Source organism: Alteromonas sp. 4NH20-0104 (assembly GCF_057547795.1).
The window spans coordinates 32,367-55,747 of sequence record NZ_BAAJLP010000036.1 but is presented as its reverse complement, the minus strand read 5'-3'; the positions used below and the strand labels follow the sequence as shown (position 1 = coordinate 55,747).

22 protein-coding genes are annotated in these 23,381 nt (G+C 45.5%); 11 read left to right on the top strand and 11 right to left on the bottom strand.

The window, feature by feature from the left end:
* The first annotated feature begins 380 nt into the window (after nucleotides 1-380).
* The gene (locus AC27IB_RS20575; protein WP_487123264.1) at nucleotides 381-770 is read left to right on the top strand and encodes a YybH family protein; all 390 of its coding nucleotides are present in this window, start codon (nucleotides 381-383) and stop codon (nucleotides 768-770) included.
* Between the two features lie 94 nt (nucleotides 771-864).
* Here AC27IB_RS20575 and AC27IB_RS20570 read toward each other — a convergent pair whose 3' ends face one another.
* Complete coding sequence (locus tag AC27IB_RS20570; RefSeq protein ID WP_487123262.1) at nucleotides 865-2,745, bottom strand: winged helix-turn-helix domain-containing protein; 1,881 nt, start codon at nucleotides 2,743-2,745, stop codon at nucleotides 865-867.
* A 180-nt stretch (nucleotides 2,746-2,925) separates the two neighbouring features.
* Here AC27IB_RS20570 and AC27IB_RS20565 point away from each other — a divergent pair, with 180 nt between their 5' ends.
* Complete coding sequence (locus AC27IB_RS20565) at nucleotides 2,926-3,678, top strand: sterol desaturase family protein (protein ID WP_296052131.1); 753 nt, start codon at nucleotides 2,926-2,928, stop codon at nucleotides 3,676-3,678.
* A gap of 146 nt (nucleotides 3,679-3,824) precedes the next feature.
* Here AC27IB_RS20565 and AC27IB_RS20560 read toward each other — a convergent pair whose 3' ends face one another.
* The 4 genes from AC27IB_RS20560 to AC27IB_RS20545 all read right to left on the bottom strand — a co-directional run bounded on the left by AC27IB_RS20560 (nucleotide 3,825) and on the right by AC27IB_RS20545 (nucleotide 9,718).
* The gene (locus AC27IB_RS20560; protein ID WP_487123260.1) at nucleotides 3,825-4,859 is read right to left on the bottom strand and encodes a glycoside hydrolase family 62 protein; all 1,035 of its coding nucleotides are present in this window, start codon (nucleotides 4,857-4,859) and stop codon (nucleotides 3,825-3,827) included.
* 151 nt (nucleotides 4,860-5,010) lie between these two features.
* Nucleotides 5,011-6,498 carry a hypothetical protein gene (locus AC27IB_RS20555; protein WP_487123258.1) on the bottom strand — a complete coding sequence of 496 codons (1,488 nt, stop codon included), beginning with the start codon at nucleotides 6,496-6,498 and terminating at the stop codon, nucleotides 5,011-5,013.
* Nucleotides 6,499-6,509: 11 nt separating this feature from the next.
* On the bottom strand, nucleotides 6,510-8,411 hold the full coding sequence (locus AC27IB_RS20550) for a hypothetical protein (RefSeq protein ID WP_487123256.1): 1,902 nt from the start codon (nucleotides 8,409-8,411) through the stop codon (nucleotides 6,510-6,512).
* Nucleotides 8,412-8,518: 107 nt separating this feature from the next.
* Entirely contained in the window at nucleotides 8,519-9,718 is a 1,200-nt protein-coding gene (locus tag AC27IB_RS20545) for a hypothetical protein (RefSeq protein WP_296052140.1), read from the bottom strand.
* Between the two features lie 347 nt (nucleotides 9,719-10,065).
* Between AC27IB_RS20545 and AC27IB_RS20540 the strand changes: the two genes are divergently transcribed.
* A complete protein-coding gene (locus AC27IB_RS20540; RefSeq protein WP_487123254.1) occupies nucleotides 10,066-10,902 on the top strand; it encodes a hypothetical protein in 837 nt (278 codons plus the stop codon).
* Nucleotides 10,903-10,960: 58 nt separating this feature from the next.
* Here AC27IB_RS20540 and AC27IB_RS20535 read toward each other — a convergent pair whose 3' ends face one another.
* The gene (locus AC27IB_RS20535) at nucleotides 10,961-11,311 is read right to left on the bottom strand and encodes a hypothetical protein (RefSeq protein ID WP_487123252.1); all 351 of its coding nucleotides are present in this window, start codon (nucleotides 11,309-11,311) and stop codon (nucleotides 10,961-10,963) included.
* Nucleotides 11,312-11,414: 103 nt separating this feature from the next.
* Between AC27IB_RS20535 and AC27IB_RS20530 the strand changes: the two genes are divergently transcribed.
* The 3 genes from AC27IB_RS20530 to AC27IB_RS20520 all read left to right on the top strand — a co-directional run bounded on the left by AC27IB_RS20530 (nucleotide 11,415) and on the right by AC27IB_RS20520 (nucleotide 14,449).
* The gene (locus AC27IB_RS20530) at nucleotides 11,415-12,266 is read left to right on the top strand and encodes an aldo/keto reductase (protein ID WP_487123250.1); all 852 of its coding nucleotides are present in this window, start codon (nucleotides 11,415-11,417) and stop codon (nucleotides 12,264-12,266) included.
* Between the two features lie 334 nt (nucleotides 12,267-12,600).
* Complete coding sequence (gene cynS / locus AC27IB_RS20525; protein WP_296052010.1) at nucleotides 12,601-13,050, top strand: cyanase; 450 nt, start codon at nucleotides 12,601-12,603, stop codon at nucleotides 13,048-13,050.
* A 196-nt stretch (nucleotides 13,051-13,246) separates the two neighbouring features.
* Complete coding sequence (locus AC27IB_RS20520) at nucleotides 13,247-14,449, top strand: MFS transporter (RefSeq protein WP_487123248.1); 1,203 nt, start codon at nucleotides 13,247-13,249, stop codon at nucleotides 14,447-14,449.
* Here the strand turns inward: AC27IB_RS20520 and AC27IB_RS20515 are convergent.
* Entirely contained in the window at nucleotides 14,420-14,809 is a 390-nt protein-coding gene (locus AC27IB_RS20515) for a diacylglycerol kinase (RefSeq protein ID WP_296051997.1), read from the bottom strand. The genes AC27IB_RS20520 and AC27IB_RS20515 overlap by 30 nt on opposite strands.
* Before the next feature lie 152 nt (nucleotides 14,810-14,961).
* On the opposite strand from AC27IB_RS20515, the gene AC27IB_RS20510 reads away from it, so the two are divergent.
* Nucleotides 14,962-16,092: a mechanosensitive ion channel family protein gene (locus AC27IB_RS20510; protein WP_487123246.1), complete on the top strand. Its 1,131-nt coding sequence runs from the start codon at nucleotides 14,962-14,964 to the stop codon at nucleotides 16,090-16,092.
* 37 nt (nucleotides 16,093-16,129) lie between these two features.
* Here AC27IB_RS20510 and AC27IB_RS20505 read toward each other — a convergent pair whose 3' ends face one another.
* The 3 genes from AC27IB_RS20505 to AC27IB_RS20495 all read right to left on the bottom strand — a co-directional run bounded on the left by AC27IB_RS20505 (nucleotide 16,130) and on the right by AC27IB_RS20495 (nucleotide 19,205).
* Nucleotides 16,130-16,555 (bottom strand): universal stress protein, encoded by a 426-nt coding sequence (locus tag AC27IB_RS20505; RefSeq protein ID WP_296051992.1) that lies wholly within the window; start codon nucleotides 16,553-16,555, stop codon nucleotides 16,130-16,132.
* A gap of 117 nt (nucleotides 16,556-16,672) precedes the next feature.
* On the bottom strand, nucleotides 16,673-18,304 hold the full coding sequence (locus AC27IB_RS20500) for an FMN-binding glutamate synthase family protein (RefSeq protein ID WP_487123243.1): 1,632 nt from the start codon (nucleotides 18,302-18,304) through the stop codon (nucleotides 16,673-16,675).
* A gap of 13 nt (nucleotides 18,305-18,317) precedes the next feature.
* Nucleotides 18,318-19,205, bottom strand: coding sequence for a cation diffusion facilitator family transporter (locus AC27IB_RS20495; protein ID WP_296051988.1), 888 nt, complete (start codon nucleotides 19,203-19,205; stop codon nucleotides 18,318-18,320).
* A 241-nt stretch (nucleotides 19,206-19,446) separates the two neighbouring features.
* Here AC27IB_RS20495 and AC27IB_RS20490 point away from each other — a divergent pair, with 241 nt between their 5' ends.
* The 4 genes from AC27IB_RS20490 to bfr (AC27IB_RS20475) all read left to right on the top strand — a co-directional run bounded on the left by AC27IB_RS20490 (nucleotide 19,447) and on the right by bfr (AC27IB_RS20475) (nucleotide 22,741).
* Complete coding sequence (locus AC27IB_RS20490; protein ID WP_296051986.1) at nucleotides 19,447-19,917, top strand: hypothetical protein; 471 nt, start codon at nucleotides 19,447-19,449, stop codon at nucleotides 19,915-19,917.
* Nucleotides 19,918-20,096: 179 nt separating this feature from the next.
* Nucleotides 20,097-21,662, top strand: a complete 1,566-nt coding sequence (locus AC27IB_RS20485) for a cation:proton antiporter family protein (protein ID WP_296051985.1) — start codon at nucleotides 20,097-20,099, stop codon at nucleotides 21,660-21,662.
* Between the two features lie 135 nt (nucleotides 21,663-21,797).
* Nucleotides 21,798-22,274, top strand: coding sequence for a bacterioferritin (bfr, locus tag AC27IB_RS20480; protein WP_105934754.1), 477 nt, complete (start codon nucleotides 21,798-21,800; stop codon nucleotides 22,272-22,274).
* Entirely contained in the window at nucleotides 22,274-22,741 is a 468-nt protein-coding gene (bfr, locus tag AC27IB_RS20475) for a bacterioferritin (protein WP_105934753.1), read from the top strand. The genes bfr (AC27IB_RS20480) and bfr (AC27IB_RS20475) overlap by 1 nt, the downstream gene beginning before the upstream one ends.
* Nucleotide 22,742: 1 nt before the next feature.
* Here the strand turns inward: bfr (AC27IB_RS20475) and AC27IB_RS20470 are convergent, their stop codons facing one another.
* Nucleotides 22,743-23,210, bottom strand: a complete 468-nt coding sequence (locus AC27IB_RS20470; protein ID WP_487123241.1) for a hypothetical protein — start codon at nucleotides 23,208-23,210, stop codon at nucleotides 22,743-22,745.
* Nucleotides 23,211-23,381: the final 171 nt, after the last annotated feature.

Sequence of the window (23,381 nt, the reverse complement as noted above, 5' to 3'; positions counted from 1 at the left end):
CAGCGTACTTAACACTGGGCAATTTACTGCGTTTTCTACTCAGAGTTTAATTAGCGTTTGGTTAATGTATATCCCATAATTTTATGGGTTTAATCCGTTGTAGGCGTTTGCTTTAGCGCTCGTTATGTTAGCTCGCCCTCAAGTCTTGCTCGTTAAACCGTTGACATTTAATCTTATAAATTAAATACTCTTGCTATGAATATGACAGTTACGCATCAGGTTGATTTAGCCTCAGCCCCTTCACACATTATTCTGCTCGCTATTATTAATGATTGGCGGGTTTGATTGTGCGTAATTAAAGTTATCGAAACCCGCCGCAAAGGCGGGTTTTTTGTTCATCAGTCTTTGCGGCACCACCTAACGTTACAGAGACTATAACCATGAAACAATCAATCACTGAATTACTGAGCCATTTACATCAAGCTGTAAATAACGGTGATCTGCAAGCTATTTCAAATTGTTACAGTGACGATGCCAAAATCGTTGCTACCCCATTAGGCCAGCAACAACACGATAGCATTACCGCACTGCAGGCGTTTCAGAAAAAGTATATGCCATCGCATTTGGTTACCACTGGAGATGAAATTGTTATCGAGGCTGGTGATATTGCCTTGGTAATTAGCAAGTTATATCTCGTACCTAAGGCTACGCCACTGGCAACACCCTGCGAGGGAAAGCGAGCTTTGTACGTAATGCAGCGTCAGCCACATGGTGAATGGCGCTGTATTATCGATAACTTTTTTGGTACCGATTTACTCGATTTTGCTTAATGATTTTAATGGTTCAGGGCCGAGTCTCATTGGCCCTTCACTTTATAAAATCGCATTGCAGTTGATTTATCGCTTTAAAGCCTAAGCTTGTTTTTTATTTTGAATAGCGCACTATAGATTGATCATCTAAACCGATACGCTTCAACAATATCAGATATCTTGGATCTTCTTTTATGGGTGCTAAGCGGGGATCTTGTCGGGTAAATACAAGGCAATTTGAGCGTGCTTCGATGGCGTCCTGCAAATTAGCAAAAGCCTGGTCTATGTCATTCAGTAAAATATAATTAATTGCCTTTTCGTAAGGACAAACATAACTGTCAAATTGATCAGCCTGTTTTAGTAAATCTAAAATCTTTTCCTGTTGTCCTGCATAACCATATGCCTGAGCTAGTGCTAAATATGAGTATGGCGATTCAGGGTCGAGCAGGATCCCCTGCTTTGCCAGCCTGATCGCTTCTGAATGTTCCTTTCTTAGTGACGCAGACATACTCGCGCCGCTGAAGATCATCCCTACTTTCGGATGCAGTGTTGTTTTCTCCTGACTCCAGTGCTTCGCGGCTTCCAGTTCACCTACCATGGCCAGCAGCCAGTGTCCCCAATCTGCGATTTCAACGTTCAATGGATCCAATTTATCAGCAAGGGTGATTGAGTTAAGAACATTTTTTCTATCACCAATACCGCTATAATAAATTGCCAAACCCAATTCCGTTTGCGCCAACCTTGGATTGAGTGCCTTGGCGGCAGAGAGTGTTCGTATCGCATCTTCCCAACGCCATGCAAAAGCATAGGCTAAACCAAGAGAGGATAACGCTTCGGCGGAATCACCCTGATGACTAAGCGCGGCGTTCACAGCTGTGGCGACTTCAGGTAATACCTCCACAGGCCTTTCAAAATACGCCATGACATTCCGATACGCATCGGCTTTTGCTAAATAGGCTAACGCAAAGTCAGGATCCAGTTCTATAGCTTGATCAAATAGAGATATTGCATGAAGCAAAGCATCATGGTTTAGCTTGCTCGCTTCATACTGGCCATTTACGTAGAGCTCATATGCGGCTAAATTAGCGGTAGGGAAGCTTGCCAGTGCATGTTGTTCAGCCTGCCCTAATATGAGCTTCAAAGAGTTGGTGACGGAGCGAGCAATATCTTCCTGGACGGAAAAAAAATTGGTATTGTCGATAGTAGTTTCATAAGCTTTATTCCAAATAATTTTATGCTTTTCAATCTCCGATAACTCTGTAGTGATACGTATTTTGCTATCCCCTGACACATTCACAACCGCCGACAATACTAAATTTACTTGAGGCAGGTTATCTTCAAGACTGTCATTATTTGTTTGTTGATTAAATGAGAAAGCCGACGTGGCCGGGACTACTTTTAAGGAGGAAATCCGGCTTAGTTTGCGAATTACCTCGCGGGTCATCTGGTCGGCAAAAGGTTGCCAATTCCCCTCTTCCATACTGGAAATTTCAAAGGGCATTACCAGTATATGCGGCGCCGGTTGTTTAGTGAGTTTTAGTGATGCGATCCCGATCAGTCCAATTAGAAATAAGGTGACAATTGCATAAACTAGGTAACCAGGCGCCCGTAACAAGATTGGAGTGCGTTTTGCTGCGTTGGATATTGATTGTTGATCAATAGGTTTCGAATCTTTCGTTACCGCTGAATGTTCTACTACTTCGCCAACAAATTGATAGCCTCTTCCTCTTACGGTTTTAATTACTTTTTGCAGATCACCGTCATCGCCCAGTACCTTTCGCGCTGATTTTATGTGATTACTCAGGGTTGTGTCTGAAACCGCCCTGCCTTTCCAAATTTGGGAAAACAGCTCATCCCTGGTTATAACTACATCGCGATGGGTTATCAGATAAATAATCAAATCAAATACTTTCGGCTCAACAGAAATAGCCCTGCCGTCGGCCATTACTTTAAATTGTGTTGTATCAATCTGAATATTACCCAGCTGATAAATCATAACGAGGTCAAGTCCTTCTATTAGCCATTATGTCGCGCCGGATTATAGTCACGCACCAATATTTTCACATTTAGATAATCGTTATCTAAATATTATTCAATCGTGTGCTCTTGTTCATGATGAATATTTTCTGCCAGGCATAATTTTAAAACAATTTGGCTATCTATATCCGGAGCGATCATGCCTACACCACTAGAAGTATTACTCGACCCCATTTCACTGGGACTCTTCGCAATGTATTGCGGACTATTTTTAATAGAACATCTATTCCCTGGCAAAAAATTGCAGCGCCCCAAAGCCTGGTACCTGAAATGTACTATAGCGTTAATTAGTTATTTTTACCTGGCCAGTTACATGCCACTCATTTGGGACAATTATCTGGCAAATTATCAACTCTTTGATTTAACCCGGTCAAACGCTTGGCTCAGTGCTTTTACCGCCCTGTTTATTTTTGAGTTATTAATATATATTTGGCACAGAGCGATGCATGAATCCAACTGGTTATGGCGGATATTCCACCAAATGCATCACAGTGCTGAAGTCGTTGATTCGATTGGAGCGTTCTATTTTAGCCCGCTGGATATGATTGGATTTACGCTGCTCGGCAGTATAAGTTTGGTCGTTGTGGTAGGCGTCTCACCAGAAGCAGCAACCTACTTCCTTTTTATTAGCCAGTTTTTAGCTGTATTTCAGCACAGTAATATTAAAACCCCCTACTGGTTGGGCTACGTGATCCAACGTCCAGAAAGTCACAGAGTTCACCATGGCAAGGGGATTCATCAATATAACTACAGCGATTTACCTATTTTTGACATTGTTTTTGGCACATTCAGAAACCCCAAAACTGATGAGCTAGAAACGGGGTTCTATAACGGGGCATCTAACCGGGTTGTAGAGATGTTGTATTTCAAAGATATCTATACCCGAAAATAACCATTGGATTTACTTAAAAAGGACTCTGTTAAGAGTCCTGTATTATTATAAAACTTCAATGGTCCTTACTTTATTTTAATAATTCAATTCAACCGCTTACAGTTGTAGATTGAACTAACCGATTTTCTCAAAGCAAAATATTTATGTTACTTCAGTGTCAACACGCCCAGTTTATAAGGTTCACCGCCATAACCGCCGTTCAGCGATACGCCAGAATCCCCCTGAAAGACAAACTGTAAGTTACACGGGTCAATGGTTAGATATTCATCATAGCCCGAACGAATCATTTCGCCGTGGCTGATTCCATCTGCCCACTTGCCTTCAACCCAGTCAACATTGGCGTTACCCGCAAAGGGGTTTTGTTCGGTATCGGCTAAAGGTGTCCATGGGCCATCTAAATCAGTGGCTGTCCATGAGCGGAAAAATCTTGGTCCATAACTCCCCTCCTCACTATTATAAGCCTCAACCAATAACAGGTACTTACCGGTACCATCAATTTTATATACATTGGCGGCTTCAAATAAGAAGCTATTACCGTTACCGCGATGGTCTTCCATGACGACTTCGTAGCCTACAAAGTTCGGGAAGTTTTCTCTGGATGTTTTCGACTTATAAAGTACACCATCATCCCTGGAAAAGAATAAATGGCAATTCACATCATCACAAATTACCCAGTAATCGAGTTCCGGTTTACCTGTCTCAACGGGCGGACCATCCTGTAAAAAGTCTTTTCTTGGCGTCCAGCTATTGATATCGGTAATGTCACTGGTAGTAGAGTAACCCCGGCCCCATTGGGTAAAGTTGTACCATTTATTGTGCGGGCGATAGAAAAAGACCTGGGGAGCAACGGTATTACCAACGTTAGTGCCGCTCATTGGCTGCTGAACTGCTTTGGTCGCATCCTTCCAATCGGTAAAGTTAAAGTAGACCGACTTCCAGTTTCCATCATTAATAGTGGCCCAAATATGATACTGATTGTCATAAAAAACCACCGACGGATCCTTAAGGCCAAATATCCCTTCATTAGGTGAAACCAGCGCTGAGCTGGCCTCCCACTCAAATTTCGACGGTAATGGACAGCTGGAAGCTAACTCTGTGTTCTCGGTACTGCCTGTTCCGGTGCAACCTGCCAACCAAATAGCTGCCGTTATTAAGCCAACCACCTTTGGATAAAATTTCATCCCGATATTCCTACTCAGTTACCACCGCGATACGCCTCCCTTAGGAAGAATATCACTGTTAAAGTAATGTAAATTAATAGGCCATCATATTGGTATCAACCTGGGATGAAATTATTTTATAAAAGATCTACATTGCGTTATTTGGCAAAGGTTATTCATCCGGGCTTACCTGTTGGGATTGAGATTCTTTGGATTTTGCCAGCTTAAATAGAAAACTGTAATCAGAAGCAAACTCGGACGGTGTTGTGTTTGATGTTTTTGAAGTTGATAACGTTGCTATGTGGGCGTGAGCATGGCATTCAACGCAGCTTGTTTGCTGTACATAGGTTTCCAGTACAGTATTCGCCACGGGAAACGTCTCGGGATTCGGCCGAAATCCGGTTAATGACAAACTATCAACGGGCAACGCTTTAGCTTTATTTTCATCTACCGTGGAGTCGTTCCAGATGACATTAACTAACTGATAGTTCTGATACACCGAATCCGGATTCTCCTGTCTTATTAGCGCGTGCGCCATGTCGTTGATATCCCTAACCGGGTTTTCATTTGTATTGGGGATTGGATATTCTCTGACTACCTGAATGGGATAAGGTAAGCATTGCCCAACGGGCTTGCCTGCCTCGATATTCAGGCCAAATTTTGGTGCAGTATTGGGTTCACAAGTCGTGGTGACTGCTTTGTCCTGGCTTGCAGTTCCCTTTATACAGGCGCTTGGTATTGCCTGCTCTGTACAACTCTCGGAATAAAAATTGTAATCTCTCTTAAGTACTTTTCCACTATTGATATCGGCTTTGTCCGGCGCATTATCAACATGTTCGAAAGTGGACCATATCCAGCTTGGCTGCGACACGGTTTTATGAATTATATGCATACCTATCAGCGCCACAGTATTGCTGCTGCAGTGCTCGGTATCGTCACAAAATACCCCGTTTGCCAGCTTGTATCGTTGCCATTTTGGATCGTCGGGCTCCTCTACTGTCAGCCAGGCCGTTTTAATTTCCATAGCCCCTACTCTGCCGCCCAATTCGCCTTTCGGCAGGTTGATATGGATCCCTTGGCTGGCGGCTTCATTTTGCTTCTTCGCATTATAAAAACCATTACGATAGAAATAGTCGTATTCGTCCTGGTTAACTAGCACTTCATACCACACCAGGTTACCTTGTTTATCGGCCAGCCAGGCGTTGGGACTGGGAGCCGCTTCTTCAATATCACCTGAATCAAAACCATCACTAAATTTGGAAGTTCTGCTCAGATACCGGGGGTGAGCTACCTTCTCACCATTTACCACGGTACTGGTGGTTTGATTACGCCAAGGACCGGGATCGCTACCATCCCCGCCTAAGAATGAATGAATATTCTTATAAGTTTCAAAAACTTTTGGGGTGTAATCACCGGGTGTACCAAAGGTCTTAGCGTCGGCATTAAGATCTGCCGACCAGTTCAATGCAATAAACTGTTGCCACGCCATACAATTAAACGATGCCTGATCGCTTAGCTTGGTATCCTGAGGGATAGTGGATGAAACCGCTACGTTAATCAGGCAATGTGGCTGGTTTACTGACTTTTCTTGTTTATTCTCATCACATGCCGAAATCAACCCACACATTATTAGCATCACCACGGGAAAGAGACGTTTCATATAATGATTCCTTATGGTTGGGCTACAACGGTTAACGCCGCCGGTACGGGTGAAGGGACACTGTCTGGATAATTACTCACCCGAATTCCATATTGGCCTGGCGCGACATTCTCTCCAATATCAATATCAAACACATAAATGATAGTACTGTAGAGCTTATGCTTGCCGGGCACCTGGTTATTACTTGGCGTGTAGTAAGTTATATTTTCCAATTTAATGTCTGCCGCCACGGTGCCATCGGGATTGGTAAATTCGATGGTGGGATTGCTGCCTCCCTCCAACGCTTCGAGCGCCATATCGGTTAACCGACTGCCGGCTTCAACCACCGGTGGCAGCAACGGAATGGTAGCGGCACTAATTGAAGGCGTATTGTTAATGGTTTTAAGCACCGAATTTTTAACCAGAGGCTGCGGCCACGGTTGTTGTTTTTGAGGTGTGCCGACACCGGGATGGCTTGTGGAGTCTTTTAATGGTTGCTTGGTATAAGCGGTGGCGGCGAGGGCCTGATTAAAGGTTTCTGCTATTTGAGAGCCCCACCAGATAGGTTTACCATTAATGGTGATATCACTCACGGTATACCCTCTGTCTGCGGGAACTTCAAAGACGGCGTGGAGGATCTGGTCATAGTTGCGACCTGTCTCGCTGGCCGTTTTACCACGTAGAATTTTAAAGAAATCCCTGGCTTTAGCGTTGGGATCTGTTTCTGTATCTGGCAGTTGGTAATTCGAAAAATCAGGCATTTGCATGTATAGCGCAATAGGATTACTTAATGAAATAGGATAGTTAAGTTGTTTGACAACCTGATTGGCCTGAAACCCAATGTTCGGATCACTGTTACGAAATGAAGAGCCATATTCTGATACACAATTGTTTTCTTGCGGTGAGTAATCAGCCGGGTTTAAATCACGTATTATTGTTGCAGCAGCCCCCAAAAATATCTCAGCCCCCACAGTATTCGGTGGGCTGGTGAGATGTGCCGCACCACCCCTTGATGAAGTGGCCCGATTCCCGTAATTCCATTTATTTAACGGGTTGTAGTAAGGCTTATTACGATAATCATTAACGGTTTTGCCTTTCGCATCCTTAAGGTAAAGGTCCTCCAGGCGAACATTCTCACTCACCAGTTCACGATACAGTTGCAGTACCTTTCCTGGGTCTACATGCCACAGACTAAACCAGTACTCAGGGTTCTCCGCTGTAAAGTTCACGCGAATAATTTTGCCTTGCTCATTGCGCGTGACTACCCACTCATTATATTCGTCTTTCCAGCCTCGGGGGCCTGGCGGCCCAAAGCTATTGAATGATGTTCCGGTCTTCCACTTATCCTCTGGTTGTTGCCAGTTAACGGTCGGGCAAATATCCGATGGCACCGGAAGTTTCGCAAAATTGCTAATATCGTCGCTTGTCAGCGCGGGGTATTTTGTTAGTAATCGATAAAGTTCTTTTTTGAGTGATGGTGATGACTCCCGGCTCACCCAGGCAATGAGCGCAGGATCTTCCGGGTCAAGCCGGCCATCATCAGCAAGTGGATAAAGCAGATCCGTTGGGATCTGGTAAGGGTTGTTCTGGCTGGTACTAAAATACCAGTTAACTCTGTTTGGAAAGGCAGTCCAGGTTATAGGATGAATAACCGTTTGACTCTGTGTCCCGTATTCGTTGGGATCAAGGTAATTACTGCGCGGTGAATCCTGTTCGTTAGTCCAGGGGTTGCCTTTAATCGCCTGCAGATTAAAGGCATTCATATTGTTATTCCATAGCTGATTAAGCGCCTGCTGCTTTTTTGGATCATCAGCAAAATCCTGTATATTTGCCGGCACTTCATAGCGAAACGGCGCGGTCGACTCCCCAATGGCAGGATGAACCGCAGTGGTGGCCAGTATCCAGCTTAAAACCGCTAGTGCTTTACTGTTCATTCTTCTCTCCCCGGGTGAACGTAAAAGTAATCGGTGGCTACATGAATTGCCCCGCCAAACACAATCTCAGAATCATTGCAGCCTGACTCTGAGCAATCGGCTTAGGATTATTTGGTTTGAAATACAATAGGCCACATAAAATCAAGCGGCTTAAACCCCTGTCCAAGGTACACCGTTGACCCATTGCTATCGGCGGCGTTATAGGCAGGATCAAGTGCACCGGTAGGTGAGGAGAAAGGGAATGTTGCCCTGGTAGCAGGATTATAGGCTGCGGTGGCATGGCAACTGTGACAACTGGCGTCAAACGACGTCCAGTAAGCGGGTTGAGCAGTATTCGGCTTGCCAGCAAAATCTTCCATATCGGTGTGTCCCAAAATAACCGGGGTCACGCCATCTGCATTATCGGTAAAGCGTATTTGGGTGCCATTAGGGGCAAAATTCTGGTACTCGGGCGAAGTGAGATCGGCCGCCTGGAGCAGATTCTCGATTTCGCTTTTACTCAGCGATTTTCGCTGCGTAATTAATTGCTCTCTGACGTGGCGAATCCCCGGGTTACCATTAAACTCAAAAGTCGACCAGAACCAACTGGGCTCTTCACTGTAAAACACTTGCGCAGGGTCTTCTAACACACGCATTTTTACCATGATGTGGAGACCTCGCCACCAGTATTTGCCCGCATCAAATTCAAACGTTAGGGCACCCTCCGGCGCCGGGCTTCCGGGCGTTACCTGTAGCCAGGACGCTTTTAGTTCAACCGTGCCAACCGGCATATTCACGTAGTCATTGTTCTCGAAAAAGGCAGCAATATCGGCACGGGTTGTCAGGTGGTTTTCAATCAAATAATCGTAGGAAATGCGATTACGGGTGACTTCTTCATTCGCGCCATCGGGATTTGCCGTGGATACATTACCAACGTTGAGATCCTTCTTCTCCGCTGATGGCATCATCGCAGTGCGAGGCGCGCCAGAAAAATCAAACGGTTTAGTGGTAGCAAAAGTATCCGGGTCGGTAGGCCACGCCATCCATTGCGGCACGGTTTTACCACCGGACATTCCTTTGTGTTTACCGCTGGCTATTTGTTGGTTCACTCTGGCGAAAAACATCCAGGCAATCTTCTGACGCTCTGCCAAATCGCCCTCAAAAGCCATGTTGGCGCAATCCGCAGCAAAACGGGCATCAGATTTATTGATCCAACCTTCTTCTGTACAGGATGAAAAGCGCTTTTCTGCGCCCATAACAGGTGATGTGATTAAGGCACTAACAGCCAGTAATACAGCAGATGTGACAATATAGTTAGGTAGAAGCATGCTCCCCTCCGCAGATAATACAACCATGGTTACGATTGAACAGCACACTGCCCTAATGACACTGTGCTTTACTGCCAGGGACCAAAACCCTTTATTGGCTGGCGTCACATAAAATAACGAGACCAGCCAATATACTTGTTTTATATACTGTCACTGATTGCTCAAAAATCACACTAAAAAGTAAATTAATTTAACATTTCAGTGTGTAACTGCTTCCCTCTACAGCCTCCAGCCCCTCCTTTATAGGTGGCCTATGAGAAAAAATCCTTTATTAATCATGAGAGAAATGGCAATTTAAGTTCACTTTATAACTATAAAAATAAGCAACGCATTAAAGGCGGCCAGTCATGCACACAATAATAAAAGACAAACTTTGCTTACTTACCGATCAGCAGGATGGGGTTAAAGTGAAATTTGGCCTGGCCCTGGGCGTACTGATGTCACTAATGATTGCCTGGCTGGCCCTGAATTTGCTTTTTCCAAAAGACATAAAATCTAACCCGCCGGCAATTATGTACGAACTGGAAAGGTCTGGGCGTCCTGCCACAACTTCTGAACTAAACGAGATCTTTCATTATTACCGCACCATCTGGCAATTCGATTACGACTATATTCAGGCCAACAAAAACGTTATTTTTCAGGACAACCTAACATCCGGTTTACGGCCTGCACACCAGTATTATCATGCCCGGGCCATGGGCGTAGCCCCATTACTGGATAAACCTTTAAGTGAATGGCATGAACAGCTGATAAACGATCCCGCCCCTGCGAGATCACAGGTTTTTCATGCGCTACAGGAAATTTACGGCCGGGCCAATCATTGTGAAGCTTTACTGACACTGGAAAAATTAAGGGCCTGGCATTTCACTAATGCTTACCGAGAACGCCAGCTATCCTGCGGCTCAGCAAGCCAGCGAAGTTTGTTTGAATTTTTATCTTTGTATAACTTAGAAACCCGCCGCCAACCTGCTTTAATATTTGCAGCGATTGCGCAAATCGAAAATCCTTCGCGCAGGCAGTCATTACTGGCCAGTTATGAGACGTATCTAACTACGTTAAGCGAGCTATTTCACCGTTATAATGGTGCGCAAAAATTATTGGAAGCCAGGGAAAGCAGGATGTCATCGCAATTGAAAATTAACTGGTATCTGTACCTGCAGGCCATAAAGAATAAGGCCGCATGAATACGCGGCCAGTCTGTACTGCATGGTAAGCTTCAGGGCTGAAGTTAGCGCAATGCAACTAACCCATAGCATTTGCCTGTTGGTAAAAATGCTTTTCTAACTCACTGTATTCTTCGTTTAATGCTTCAAACCGGCGGTGTATTTTTTGACTCACGTAGGTTGCCATCAGTTTTCTACCGCCAAGAATGACAACCAGAGTCGCAACGCAGAATGAAATGGCCAGTGCTGACACGTCGAGTCCCATACTGGCAATCACCGACATCACCAGTAACCAGGTAATAAGTGTTAAAACAATCCCCACACTTAACAGCAAATTAATAGCATTCTGCTGGTTCATACAAATAGGCAAGGATTTCAGAGTATCCTTCAAATCCAATTCAGAGTCATAACGGAATAAGTAAGTACACATGTTAAGTCAGCACCACAACGTCGCTGATTTAACAGGTTTATACGTGACAGCAAGCGTCGCACTGCGCGTCTGAATTTTGGATAAGACAACAAGGAGACGATATATGTTGAACGAATATTACACATTAGCTAACAACGTACTCATTCCCAAGATTGGCCTGGGTACCTGGATGGTTGAAGACAAAGACGCCAATCAAGTCGTTGCCAGCGCTATAGAAGCCGGCTATCGCCATATCGATACAGCGCAGGCGTACGAAAACGAAGCGGGGGTCGGCCGTGGTATCAAAGAAAGTGGCATACCGCGCGATCAATTGTTTATCACTACCAAGCTGGTGGCCGAGGCGAAATCATACGATGAAGCAAAAAAAGCCATCGATGAGTCTCTGAGCAAACTGCAGCTTGATTACATCGATATGATGATTATCCATAGCCCGCAACCCTGGGCAAACTTTGGTGACGATGATCGTTACTTTGAGGGAAACCTCGAAGCCTGGAAAGCGCTGGAAGAAGCCTATAGCGCTGGCAAGCTCCGCGCCATCGGCTTATCAAACTTTCAGCAACAGGATATTCAGAACATTCTTGATAACTGTGCGATCAAACCGGTCGTTAATCAGGTGTTGGCACACGCCAGTAACACCCCTTTTGAACTGATTGATTTCGTTCAGAAACAGGAAATGCTGGTTGAGGCCTATTCGCCGGTAGGCCATGGCGAACTGTTTAAAAATGACAAAATCAAAGCGTTAGCCGAGAAATATGGCGTGTCGGTGCCACAGCTGGCAATTCGCTACGATTTACAACTTGGCCTGCTGCCACTGCCTAAGTCAACCAATCCGGAGCATATGAAAAATAATGCGGACGTAGATTTTGTCATCAGCGATGAAGATATGGAAACCTTAAAAAATCTGCCGAAAATAAAAGATTACGGCGATGCCAGCGACATGCCGGTCTTTCAGTAGATTGTTCATGAACTAAAAAGCCGCTTCGTTGCGGCTTTCTTCATTTAGAGCTGACCCTGGCGCGCTAACCTGGTGCTTTACCAGGGTATCAATGCGCCATTATAGTTCATTAGTGCGGCCTAACGCCCCCTAAAAAAAGCCACACCTTTGTTTATTATAGCTTTATTAATATGGCATCGATAATGCTTTGGGTTAATGAACAAATTAATTCATAAACACGGTCTATGTGTTTGAGCAAAGACGCTCATGCTGTTCCAGCTTGCTGGAGGCGGTATGGGCGTTTTTTTGTGCCCAAAATTTAACAATGTTTAACACAATACAGGAAGCTATCACCATGATTACCGATCGTACCCAGGTTACAGCAATCATTCAGTCTGCCAAAATTACTAAGGGCATTAAATGGTCTGAAATCGCCGAAGTTGTAGGGCAGTCAAAAGAATGGAGCACTGCCGCGTGTTTAGGCCAGATGGCTATGACTAAAGAGCAAGCCGAAGGTGTTGGCGCCCTGCTCGACCTGAGCGATGAAGCCGTTGCCTGGTTACAAATTGCCCCGTATAAAGGCTCATTGCCCACCGAAGTCCCAACCGATCCATTAATCTATCGTTGGTATGAATTGGTTAATGTTTACGGCACCACCCTTAAAGAGCTTATCCATGAGGAATTTGGTGATGGCATCATGAGTGCTATCGACTTCTCCATGGATTTACAGCGTGAGGAAGATCCCAAGGGCGACAGAGTTCACGTAGTGATGTCAGGTAAATTCCTGCCCTACAAAATGTATTAAAGGTTTCATTGGCTGTTCCCGGCCGGTTTCGCAACCTAACACCGTTTAGGTTGCGCCTTTTTTCCCTATGGGTGGTTAATTTAAACCTGAAATCTGTTATTCCTGACCTAAGTTAGCCCACAGCGTCGAGCGAATCTGTTAGCATATCGCTACTTTATTAATGGCTTCAACGCCCTGCTCCCCAATATTTCCCATAATGACACAATCTTCGGTTTTTACATCTCGCTTTGTCTGGTTTTTGTTTGGACGCGGTATTTTTAGTGCCATTGAATCAATCATGGCAGTGGCTTTTGCCTGGCATTTGTATGAACGCACCGGTGATCCCTTCGATTTAGCACTGGTGGGGTTGTTCCAGATTGTGCCGGTATATTTACTCTTTCCGATTACCGGCTGGGCCGTTGATCATATTTCCCGCAGTAAAATTCTACTGGCGGGCGCTACCATGCAGCTCGCCGTGCTCAGCGGTTTCGCTCTGTTGATGATGATCCCGGAGTTTAATAAATGGTATCTGCTGGCCTTAATTAGCTTACATGGTTGTGGTAAAGCATTCATGTCGCCGGCATTACAGGCAACGTTACCTAATCTGGTTCCGCCCCATCACTTAAACCAGGCTGTGGCTATCACCAGTACCGTCTGGAATATCGCGCTAACAGTTGGGCCATTTGTAGCCGGGATTTTAATTGCCTTGTTAGATCGCCATATCTACTGGTTATTAGTGGCCGCTGCCCTTGCTACCCTTACCTGCTTTTATCAGATCCCGACCATGGGGGCTGCTAACACCGGCAAAGGGAAAAGAGACCTTCTTGGCGGTTTACGATTCGTCAGACACAATCAAATAGTCCTGGGCAGTTTAAGCCTGGATCTGTTTATTGTGTTACTGGGTAGTGTGGTGGCGTTGCTACCAGTGTATGCGGCAGACATTCTGAAAGTCGGTCCCGAAGGGCTGGGATTTTTGCGCGCTATGCCAGCAGCGGGTGCAGTATTAATGGGCATTTATCTCTCCCGATTTAAAACCGAATTTGACAATACAGGCACTACGCTGTTTGTATCACTGGGCGTGTTTGCCCTATCCATTATTACTTTTGCTTTGTCTGATACTATGTGGCTGGCTGCCGCTGCGCTATTTGTTTATGGTGCGTCAGATATGATAAGTGTGGTGATCCGCGGTGCGGCGGTGCAATTAAATACCCCGGATGAACTGCGCGGACGGGTGAGTGCGGCCAATTCTATTTTTATCGCCTCTTCTAACCAGCTTGGCGACTTCCGTGCCGGTGCGATAGCCGCGGCGGTAGGCCCGGTAGCAGCTACCCTGGCTGGCGGAGCCTGTGCAATGGTTATTGCCGTAGGCGGCGCAGTTTGGTTTAAAGACTTACGACGCTTGAAAAAGATCGAAAATTAACGGGTACAGGATAGTTGCCCAGCAAAACAGCGCCAGCATAATGGCCACGAACACCGCTGCCGAACCAATATCTTTGGCCTTGCCGCTGAGCTCATGAATTTCAGGGCCTATTCTATCCACCACGGCTTCTACTGCGCTGTTAAGTAACTCAACAATAATTATCAGTAGCAAACTGCTCACCATCAATACCCGCTCTACTGCAGTCACGTCCAGCCACCAACTCAGTGCCACGCCACATACCAGTAAAGCCAGCTCCTGCCGGACTGCGGGTTCACTCAAAAAAGCCGCTTTCAGCCCTTTAAGTGAATACCAGGTTGCATAATATAACCGTTTAATGCCGGTAACTTTGGTGACAAACATCGCTGCTCCATGACTACTCTGCGTATTACGCCGGACTACTTTATAACACAAACTTACGCCGCAAAAATGAATGTGTGGTGTACAGATTGCAAGAATAATTATTGGTTGCTTTTCTGTAGTGTAACGCAATTAGATTAAGGGAATCTTAAGTCATGGAATTTATTGATGTTTTGACAACAAAGCAAAGCATGGTTGCCGGCGCTTGCCTGGCCATTATCGTGATTCTGTTCATCGCAAAACGCCTTTTTCTGGTGCGTTTACGCGCCCAGATGCAGCAACAGGACAGCGAACATAATCATTTTTATCAGGTACTTATTCTCGCACTTAACGCCCCCCTCAACCTTACTATTTTCACTATTCTGCTGTGGCTGGGTCGTTATGGTGTCACCATTACCGGGGTGTTGCCCAAAGAAGATACCGAAATTCTCGGCCATATCATCAAAGCAATGGTCATCATCACCCTTATTTTGTTTATCGAACGCTGGGTAACCTACGCTATTAAAGTGTATGCCTCCCGTTCGCCATTACTGAACAATACCCGCAGTATTGCCAGTGGTGCCATCCGAGCCTTACTGATTGGGTTATGTATACTGCTGGTACTGGGCTCCCTTGGCATATCCGTTACGCCTTTAATTGCCTCTTTGGGGATCACATCGTTAGCGGTTGCCTTAGCACTACAGCCTACTCTGGAGAACTTCTTCTCCGGCGTGCAAATCCTTATCGACAAGCCTTTTCGCATTGGAGATTTCATTGAACTGGAAAGCGGTGAACAAGGCTTCGTCGATAAAATTGGCTGGCGTTCAACCTGGATTAAAATGCTGCCCAATAACATTGTGATAGTGCCAAATAGCAAAGTCTCCCAGTCGAAAATTATAAATTATTACTATCCTGAAAAGGAGCTTTCTGTACCGGTAGAGGTTGGGGTGCACTATAATTCGGATCTGGAGTTTGTCGAGAAGGTCACCCTGGAAGTGGCCAATCAGGTGCTGCTGGACCACGAATGGGGCGTTGAGTCTTACGACCCTTTTGTGGTGTATCACACCTTTGATAATTCCAGCATTAACTTTACGGTGATGCTAAGAACCAAAGAGTATTTCAATCGGTTTTTTGTTAAATCGACGTTTATTAAAGCACTGCACAAGCGTTTTAATGAAGAGCAGATAGTGATCCCCTTCCCGATTACCGCGCTTAACTTGCAGCAGGAAGGCGCCGAAAACGTCATGGCAGGCAGGTATGCCGAGCAACTTAATGCCGGTCATTCCGAATCTACCGAAGGTCAGTAAAACCACCACACAGCCCGAGTGGGCTGTGTGGGTGCATTTAGACTTTTACGGCCAGCAAATCACATTCAATGCCGTGCAACACAGAATTAGCTGTGGAGCCAAGCAACAATTGCACGCCACTTTGGCCATGAGTGCCCATAACAATTAAATCGGCACTGAGCTTTTTCGCCATTTCGTGGATTTCTTCGGCGGCAGAGCCAATTGCCACGTGCAGATGGGTACGTGGAATACCGTGTCCATCAGCAATTCCCTGCAGTTTTTTCAGTGCCTGTTCGCGAACTTCTTCCGAGAAATCACGTTCCAGAAATAAGCCGTAGGGCTCAAAATTAGTTTGTGGATAGGCCACATATATCAGATTTATCTTGCCTGCTGAGCCAGCCAGCTCCAGGGCTTTTCCAACCACTTTACTGTGCTCGTTAGCAAACACATCAATTGCTACTAAAACGCTATTATAACCACTCATTGTCAGCCTCCTTGTTTGGCTGTTTTGTTAATCTTAGTGTAGTACATCTGCACGATGACTATTTGATGTTTATCAATAAATTAAGTTATCTGTAAAAGCCACTTAGCGTTGCCGTCGTTAAACCGACTGGGTTTCATGGTCTACTTCTGCCAGGGTATTGGCCGGTTTGAATGTCGAGGCGCAGGCCTCTTTTAAATGCAGCTGGTAAGCTTTGGGGGCATCATCTTCATCCAGAAAACAGCCCGGACTGATTAATGGGAATATTTCGTCGTAACGTAACACCGTGTGCTGATTGACCCGACGGAAAATGTGGGTGCGATTTAAGTGTTCGGTGCTGCTGTGTCCGGTGGACGATAAAATATCCACCATCGCCAGGATGGTCTTTTTATGGAACGTCGCTACCCGATGGCTTTTATGATTCACATCCAGGCCTTTATAAAGCTTAGGATCCTGCGTAGCCACGCCGGTTGGGCAGGTATTGGTGTTACATGAAAGAGATTGTACGCAGCCAATGGCAAACATCATTCCACGGGCGCTGTTACACAGGTCTGCTCCCAGAGATAGATTTTTTACAATCTGAAAAGCAGTGATGATTTTGCCTGAGGCGATAATCTTAATACGATCCCTAAGGTCAAATCCCACCAGAGCATCATCAACAAACGCCAGGGCTTCTCTCAGTGGAAAACCAATTGAGTTTGAGTACTCCAACGGTGCAGCACCCGTACCACCTTCCCCGCCATCCACAGTAATAAAATCCGGCGTGATACCGGTTTCCTTCATGGCCTTACAGATAGCCAGAAATTCACTTTTACGGCCCAGCGCCAGTTTGAAACCGATGGGTTTACCGCCAGATAACTCACGCAATTTTTGAATAAATTCGAGCATTTCTATAGGCGTGTTAAAGGCGTTATGGGTGGGCGGTGAAATCACATCCTCACCGGCAGTCACGCCGCGGATGCTGGCAATTTCCTCGCTGTTCTTGTGAGCGGGTAAAATACCACCATGGCCAGGTTTTGCCCCTTGCGACAGTTTGATTTCTATCATTTTGACTGCTGGCAGTTTCGCTTTTTCTTCAAATTGCAGTGCATTAAAGCGGCCATCTTTGGTACGACAACCAAAATATCCGGTACCGATCTGCCACACAATATCACCACCGTTTTCCAGGTGGTAAGGAGTGAGCCCGCCCTCCCCGGTGTTTTGGTAAAAACCGCCCAGGGCGGCGCCTTTATTGAGTGCCATAACGGCATTTTTACTCAGGGCACCAAAACTCATAGCAGAAACATTAAGAATACTGGCGGCATAGGGCTGTTTACAATCCGGTCCGCCAATGATCACCCGTGGATCATCATCCAGATCTTCGGCGCTTAACGCCGATAATGAATGGCCGATCCATTCATAGCCCGATTTGTAAGTATCGATTTGAGTGCCGAACGGAACGCTGTCCATACTGCCTTTAGCACGCTGATACACGATCGAGCGAAACATCCGGCTAATGGGTCGGCCGCTGGTTTCGGTTTCCAACAGGTATTGTTGAAAAAACGGCCTGAAATCTTCAATGATCCAGCGCATTCTGCCAATCAGAGGAAAATTTACCAATAAAGAGTGTTTGTGCTGCCGGGCATCGTAAACAGCAACGCCCAGTAGCCCGCCGGTTAACAACACCAACCACCCTAAACCTGGGAGCCAAAGGCTAAGTAAAATACTGAGTACCAACGCTGCAATCAGATAGGTAAAAATTAGCTGTCGCACATCAACTCCTTGATTATGTTGATTTAGCAGGTTCTATATGAATGATGACATCATACAGCTCAAACTCTTCTTTGAGGCGGTCTTCGAACGCATGAGACAGGGCATGCGCCGCAGTAAGTGACAGTTCAGGGTTTATTTGCAGGGTTAAATCACATATCACCTGCTCCCCCATTGCCCGACTGCGAATATCCGTGACGCCATCGATCTCCACAAACTCACTGACCACCCGGGCCAGTTGCTCAGGCGAAAATTGCTCAGCGGTCACATCCGCATCTACCAGTACCGGCAAAGCCTGTTGAAACAACTCCCAGGCCAGCTTGCCAACAACGATGGCAACCAGCAAACAAAACAGGGTATCTAACCAATAATAGCCCATTGCCGCCAACTGCCACCCTACCAATACGGCAATGGATGTCAGCACGTCGCTGAACGTATGTTTGGCATCGGCGGCGAGGAGTTTTGAACCGAGTTTTTTAGCCTGGCGGCCTTCCCACTGGCTCAGAGTAAAATTGACCATAATGGCCAGAATAAGAATGCCTAGTCCGGCATAACTTTGCTGAACCACCTGTCCATGATTTTCATAGGCATAGGCTACTAATTCAAAGGCCACCACGCTAAGCAGTACTGCCAGAATAAATATCGCCAGGTATTCAAACTTCTGGTGACCATACGGATGAGAGTGATCCGGTGGTTTATGACTGATCCGCAGTGCCACCACAGCAATAATGTTGTTGGTTAAGTCAGTCAGTGAATGGAGTGCATCGGCGAGGATCACCGAAGATTGGGTGACTAGGCCAATGACCAGTTTCACCAGACACAATAACAGGTTAACCGACCCTTCGATGATAAGTACGCGAGTGATGGCGCGGTTTTTTGACGTTTCCTTACTGGCTGCTGACAACTGACTTCCACCTTATTCCGTCAAGTAAATTTACAGCGCGAATCATACAGTTAAACGCAATAAATGTGCAAAACGCTTAAATGGACGTCAAATATTTGACTTTTGTAGCATTGCGTGCTCAATTAATCACCTGTAACATCGGTCTGAGAAATCGGTGTGTTTACGATTCTTAACATCATAATAATCCATAAATATAAATTCTGGCATTAAATCAGTCGGATAAAATAATAAGTGCGCAAAAATGGAAAAATTAGAAACCGTAAAACGATTAGTTCGTCAGAACAATTATAAAGACAACGACATTACTTATAAGCAATGCCAGGAGCTCGGCGTTACTGTTAACCGTGTTGGTCTGGAAATATTTGCTCGCAAACTTCGTACCATGGACAGAGCCGATGAAATCAACGCTCATAAGGAGCAATCAATGGCTGCTCAGAACGAATCCAATGGCTCTGCACACTCAGCGCTGTCTTTTGAAAAGTCTTCTTACCTACCCGGTTCTTTCGAACAGAACCACTCCTCGTCGGCTCACTACTCTAACGTAACGCCTTTAAATAAAGCGGAGGTTCGTCGAAAACCGCTATCTGTTGATCCAAACGAACGTAAACGCGAGATCACATTTGAGCTGGGCACCATTAAGGTTCGCGAATATGAATTGTTGCAGGAACTGAATATTCTGGAACACAGTGAGAAATTGGCCGAAGCGCATTAGCGCTTGCTTTAGCGTTGCTTTTACACTTTTAAGTACCCTGAAGTTCTGCTCAGGCCAGTTTGTCGCCCTAAGACCTTGGTATATCGGCATGGCTTGGCGGGAATTTTTGCGTACTGGCTTTGCCAGCCATTGAGTTATCGTGATATTTTGTACTGAAACCAGTCTTTCGATAGCATTTAATGGAATATATATTTTTACTCTTCGCTTTTGTTTGCGGTCTGGGTGTAAAACTTATCGGCATCCCGCCGTTAGTTGGCTATCTTGTTGCCGGGTTCCTGCTTAACGCATTTGGTTTTTCTGCCACCCCCGCTATTACCACGTTCGCCAATCTGGGCATTACCATTATGCTCTTTACCATTGGCCTGAAACTGAATTTAAAAGATTTATCCAAACGCGAAGTCTGGGCAGGCAGTATTGCTCACACAGTTTTGTGGGGAGTGATTATTTCTGCGGTACTCATTGGTGTTGGCGCGGTACTGAGCGGAATAACCGGCCAGATTGACTGGCAATCTGCGGCGCTAATAGCCTTTGCGCTGTCTTTCAGCAGTACGGTATGTGTTGTAAAGGTGCTCGAAGAAGCAGGTGAGTCGAAAACCCGACATGGCAAGCTGGCCATTGGTGTACTGGTAATGCAGGACATCTTTGCGGTGATTTTCCTGGTGGTGGCTACCGGTAAAATACCCAGTCTGTGGGCCCCGTTATTACTGTTAATCATCCCTTTAATGCCGTTATTAAAACGTGTGCTTAATCAGTCTGGTCACGGTGAGTTACTCCCTCTTACCGGGTTTATTTTCGCCCTCGGTGGCTATCACCTGTTTGAATTGGTGAACATAAAAGGCGATCTGGGCGCGTTAATCTTCGGCTTATTGTTTGCTCCTCATGCCAAAGCCTCTGAAATGGCCAAGTCATTACTGGCTTTCAAGGATCTTTTCCTGATTGGCTTCTTTTTATCGATTGGGTTAACCGCTCTGCCGGACATCAGTATGCTAATGATGTCAGGTTTACTGGTAGTGATCATCCCGATTAAGTTTATGCTGTTCTTCTGGTTGTTTACCCGTTTGCAATTGCGTGGCAGAACCGCTTACCTCGGCGGGCTGGTGCTTTCTAATTACAGCGAATTTGGCTTAATTGTAGGCGCCCTGGCAGTCAGTCTGGGGATGCTGGGTGAAAAATGGCTGGTCGTGCTGGCGGTAGCCACTTCCGTGTCGTTTATTTTCACCAGCATTATCTACCGTTATTCGCACAGTATTTATCAGCGTATAAAAGAGCCGGTTAAAAAACTCGAGAGTCCGGTACGTCTCAAAGAAGATATTTATCCTGAAATTAAGCGGGCTAAAATACTCGTAGTGGGACTTGGTCGGGTTGGTATAGGTGCATTCAGTTCGCTGAATAAAATTGCCGACTCCCGGGTTTGGGGGATGGATGCCGATCGCGCCAAAGTACAGCGGATGCGAAAGGATGGCATGAATGTTATTAATGGCGACGGTGAAGACGTTGACCTCTGGGAAAACCTGGATATTCGTCATGTGCAGTTAGTTTTGCTGGCCCTGCCATCCATTGAAGATGCCATCAACATTACCAAACAGCTCAAAAATGCCGGCTACAGTGGCAAAATTGCAGCCATTGCCCGATACGAAGATGAAGTCTCGGCGCTGGCCGATAACGGTGTGGATAAGGTCTTTAACTTCTTTACAGAAGCCGGGTTAGGTTTTGCTGAGGAAAGTTTGTCGCTGGTTGAACAGTAACCCTGCAAGACAAATACTAACAAAGGACAGACCGATAATCGTTATCATTTGTATGTGACTGTTTTTTATAGAAAAACTTGATAAATCGTACAATACACCCTACACTTAAGCCATTAAACGCTCAGGAATCAGATTATGCAAGGCGATAAATCGGTAATTGCCATACTAAACGAAGTGTTAACCAGTGAGTTGACCTCGATCAATCAATACTTCCTTCATGCCCGGATGTTTAAAAACTGGGGGCTGGAAGAGCTGAATGAGAAAGACTACAAAAAATCCATCAAAGACATGAAACAAGCCGATGAACTTATCGAGCGTATATTGTTTCTCGAAGGCCTGCCCAATCTTCAGGCACTGGGTAAGTTATACATTGGTGAACACACCGAAGAGATGCTTCAGTGTGATAAGAAATTTCAGGAAGAACAGCTTCCCCTGCTCCGCAAAGCAATCGCCCTGTGTGAAGAGAAACAGGATTACGTGAGTCGCGATATTCTTGAATCGTTACTCGAATATGAAGAAGAACACTTAGACTGGCTCGAAACCCAGGAATACCAGATTGAAAACATGGGTATCGAGAACTATCTGCAAGCACAAGTAATGGGAGATGACTAATGCAAGGTAATCAAAAAGTCCTTGAAGGCCTCAACGAACTGCTCTCATACGAGTTAGCGGCCATGGATCAGTATTTCATCCATGCGCAAATGTACCTCGACTGGGGTTTTAACAAGCTGTACGAGCGCATCAATCACGAGTTTGATGACGAGAAAGGCCATGCCACCAAACTTATCGACCGTATGCTGATGCTGGAGTTCGCTCCGGATATGACCCAGCGTACCGGTTTTAAAGTGGGTAAAGATGTGCCGGAAATGCTCGAAAGCGACCTGCGTGTAGAGTATGAAGTGGGTGCCAAGCTCAAAGAAGTTATTGCTGTTTGTGAAGAAGCCCAGGATTACGTTACGCGTGACTTTTTAGTGGAGCTATTGGATGACACCGAAGTTGACCATGCTCACTGGCTTGAGCAGCAGCTTAAACTGATTAAAATCCTCGGCTTACCCAACTACCTGCAGTCTCAGATGTAACTTACATCTGCGTGGTGAAGAATATCCAAACCGGCTCCGGCCGGTTTTTTATTTGAACAACCATTTGCCATTGCATGGTGGGTTCTGTACAAGCACCCAGCATAAACCAGCCCTGCCACTGCCGGCTATTTTCTGGCTCAAGTGGTAGCGGAATTTTACCCATAAACATATTCACGCCTTCAATATAGGCTGAGTCTATTTGCAGCCCTTCAGGCAAAGTTACCGTTAACGGAATTTGTTCTTCGATTGTCGGCAAACGGTCCATCACTACCGTTAATGTGCCTTCCGGTAGCCCAATTTCGCAAGAATTACCAGCCAGCCAACATGACGTTTTATTATCAGATTTATAGTTATTATTCTCGCTAAGAATATTGACCATTGCGACCATCGCAACAGTAATAAGAATTACCGCAAAAACAATGACATGTTTGGCCTTATGTAACCGCTCAAATGTTAAATTTTTGATCATTAATATCACTATTTTGTAAATGTCAGTTTTTCTTTATTGACTAGGATCAAGCGCTCCTAGTTTATGGTATCTTTTTATTATTAAAAACTTTATTATCCGCGGTACCAACTGGCCTGTAGACAATAAACCATAAACTATAGGCTTCAGGGGATGTCCGCAACCTCACCTGAA

What these genes read in the sequence shown, in the direction of transcription:
- AC27IB_RS20575 (WP_487123264.1), top strand. Translation starts at nt 381, where the DNA reads ATGAAACAATCAATCACTGAATTACTGAGCCATTTACATCAAGCTGTA.
- AC27IB_RS20570 (WP_487123262.1), bottom strand. Translation starts at nt 2,745, where the DNA reads ATGATTTATCAGCTGGGTAATATTCAGATTGATACAACACAATTTAAA.
- AC27IB_RS20565 (WP_296052131.1), top strand. Translation starts at nt 2,926, where the DNA reads ATGCCTACACCACTAGAAGTATTACTCGACCCCATTTCACTGGGACTC.
- AC27IB_RS20560 (WP_487123260.1), bottom strand. Translation starts at nt 4,859, where the DNA reads ATGAAATTTTATCCAAAGGTGGTTGGCTTAATAACGGCAGCTATTTGG.
- AC27IB_RS20555 (WP_487123258.1), bottom strand. Translation starts at nt 6,498, where the DNA reads ATGAAACGTCTCTTTCCCGTGGTGATGCTAATAATGTGTGGGTTGATT.
- AC27IB_RS20550 (WP_487123256.1), bottom strand. Translation starts at nt 8,411, where the DNA reads ATGAACAGTAAAGCACTAGCGGTTTTAAGCTGGATACTGGCCACCACT.
- AC27IB_RS20545 (WP_296052140.1), bottom strand. Translation starts at nt 9,718, where the DNA reads ATGCTTCTACCTAACTATATTGTCACATCTGCTGTATTACTGGCTGTT.
- AC27IB_RS20540 (WP_487123254.1), top strand. Translation starts at nt 10,066, where the DNA reads ATGCACACAATAATAAAAGACAAACTTTGCTTACTTACCGATCAGCAG.
- AC27IB_RS20535 (WP_487123252.1), bottom strand. Translation starts at nt 11,311, where the DNA reads ATGTGTACTTACTTATTCCGTTATGACTCTGAATTGGATTTGAAGGAT.
- AC27IB_RS20530 (WP_487123250.1), top strand. Translation starts at nt 11,415, where the DNA reads ATGTTGAACGAATATTACACATTAGCTAACAACGTACTCATTCCCAAG.
- cynS (WP_296052010.1), top strand. Translation starts at nt 12,601, where the DNA reads ATGATTACCGATCGTACCCAGGTTACAGCAATCATTCAGTCTGCCAAA.
- AC27IB_RS20520 (WP_487123248.1), top strand. Translation starts at nt 13,247, where the DNA reads ATGACACAATCTTCGGTTTTTACATCTCGCTTTGTCTGGTTTTTGTTT.
- AC27IB_RS20515 (WP_296051997.1), bottom strand. Translation starts at nt 14,809, where the DNA reads ATGTTTGTCACCAAAGTTACCGGCATTAAACGGTTATATTATGCAACC.
- AC27IB_RS20510 (WP_487123246.1), top strand. Translation starts at nt 14,962, where the DNA reads ATGGAATTTATTGATGTTTTGACAACAAAGCAAAGCATGGTTGCCGGC.
- AC27IB_RS20505 (WP_296051992.1), bottom strand. Translation starts at nt 16,555, where the DNA reads ATGAGTGGTTATAATAGCGTTTTAGTAGCAATTGATGTGTTTGCTAAC.
- AC27IB_RS20490 (WP_296051986.1), top strand. Translation starts at nt 19,447, where the DNA reads ATGGAAAAATTAGAAACCGTAAAACGATTAGTTCGTCAGAACAATTAT.
- AC27IB_RS20485 (WP_296051985.1), top strand. Translation starts at nt 20,097, where the DNA reads ATGGAATATATATTTTTACTCTTCGCTTTTGTTTGCGGTCTGGGTGTA.
- bfr (WP_105934754.1), top strand. Translation starts at nt 21,798, where the DNA reads ATGCAAGGCGATAAATCGGTAATTGCCATACTAAACGAAGTGTTAACC.
- bfr (WP_105934753.1), top strand. Translation starts at nt 22,274, where the DNA reads ATGCAAGGTAATCAAAAAGTCCTTGAAGGCCTCAACGAACTGCTCTCA.
- AC27IB_RS20470 (WP_487123241.1), bottom strand. Translation starts at nt 23,210, where the DNA reads ATGATCAAAAATTTAACATTTGAGCGGTTACATAAGGCCAAACATGTC.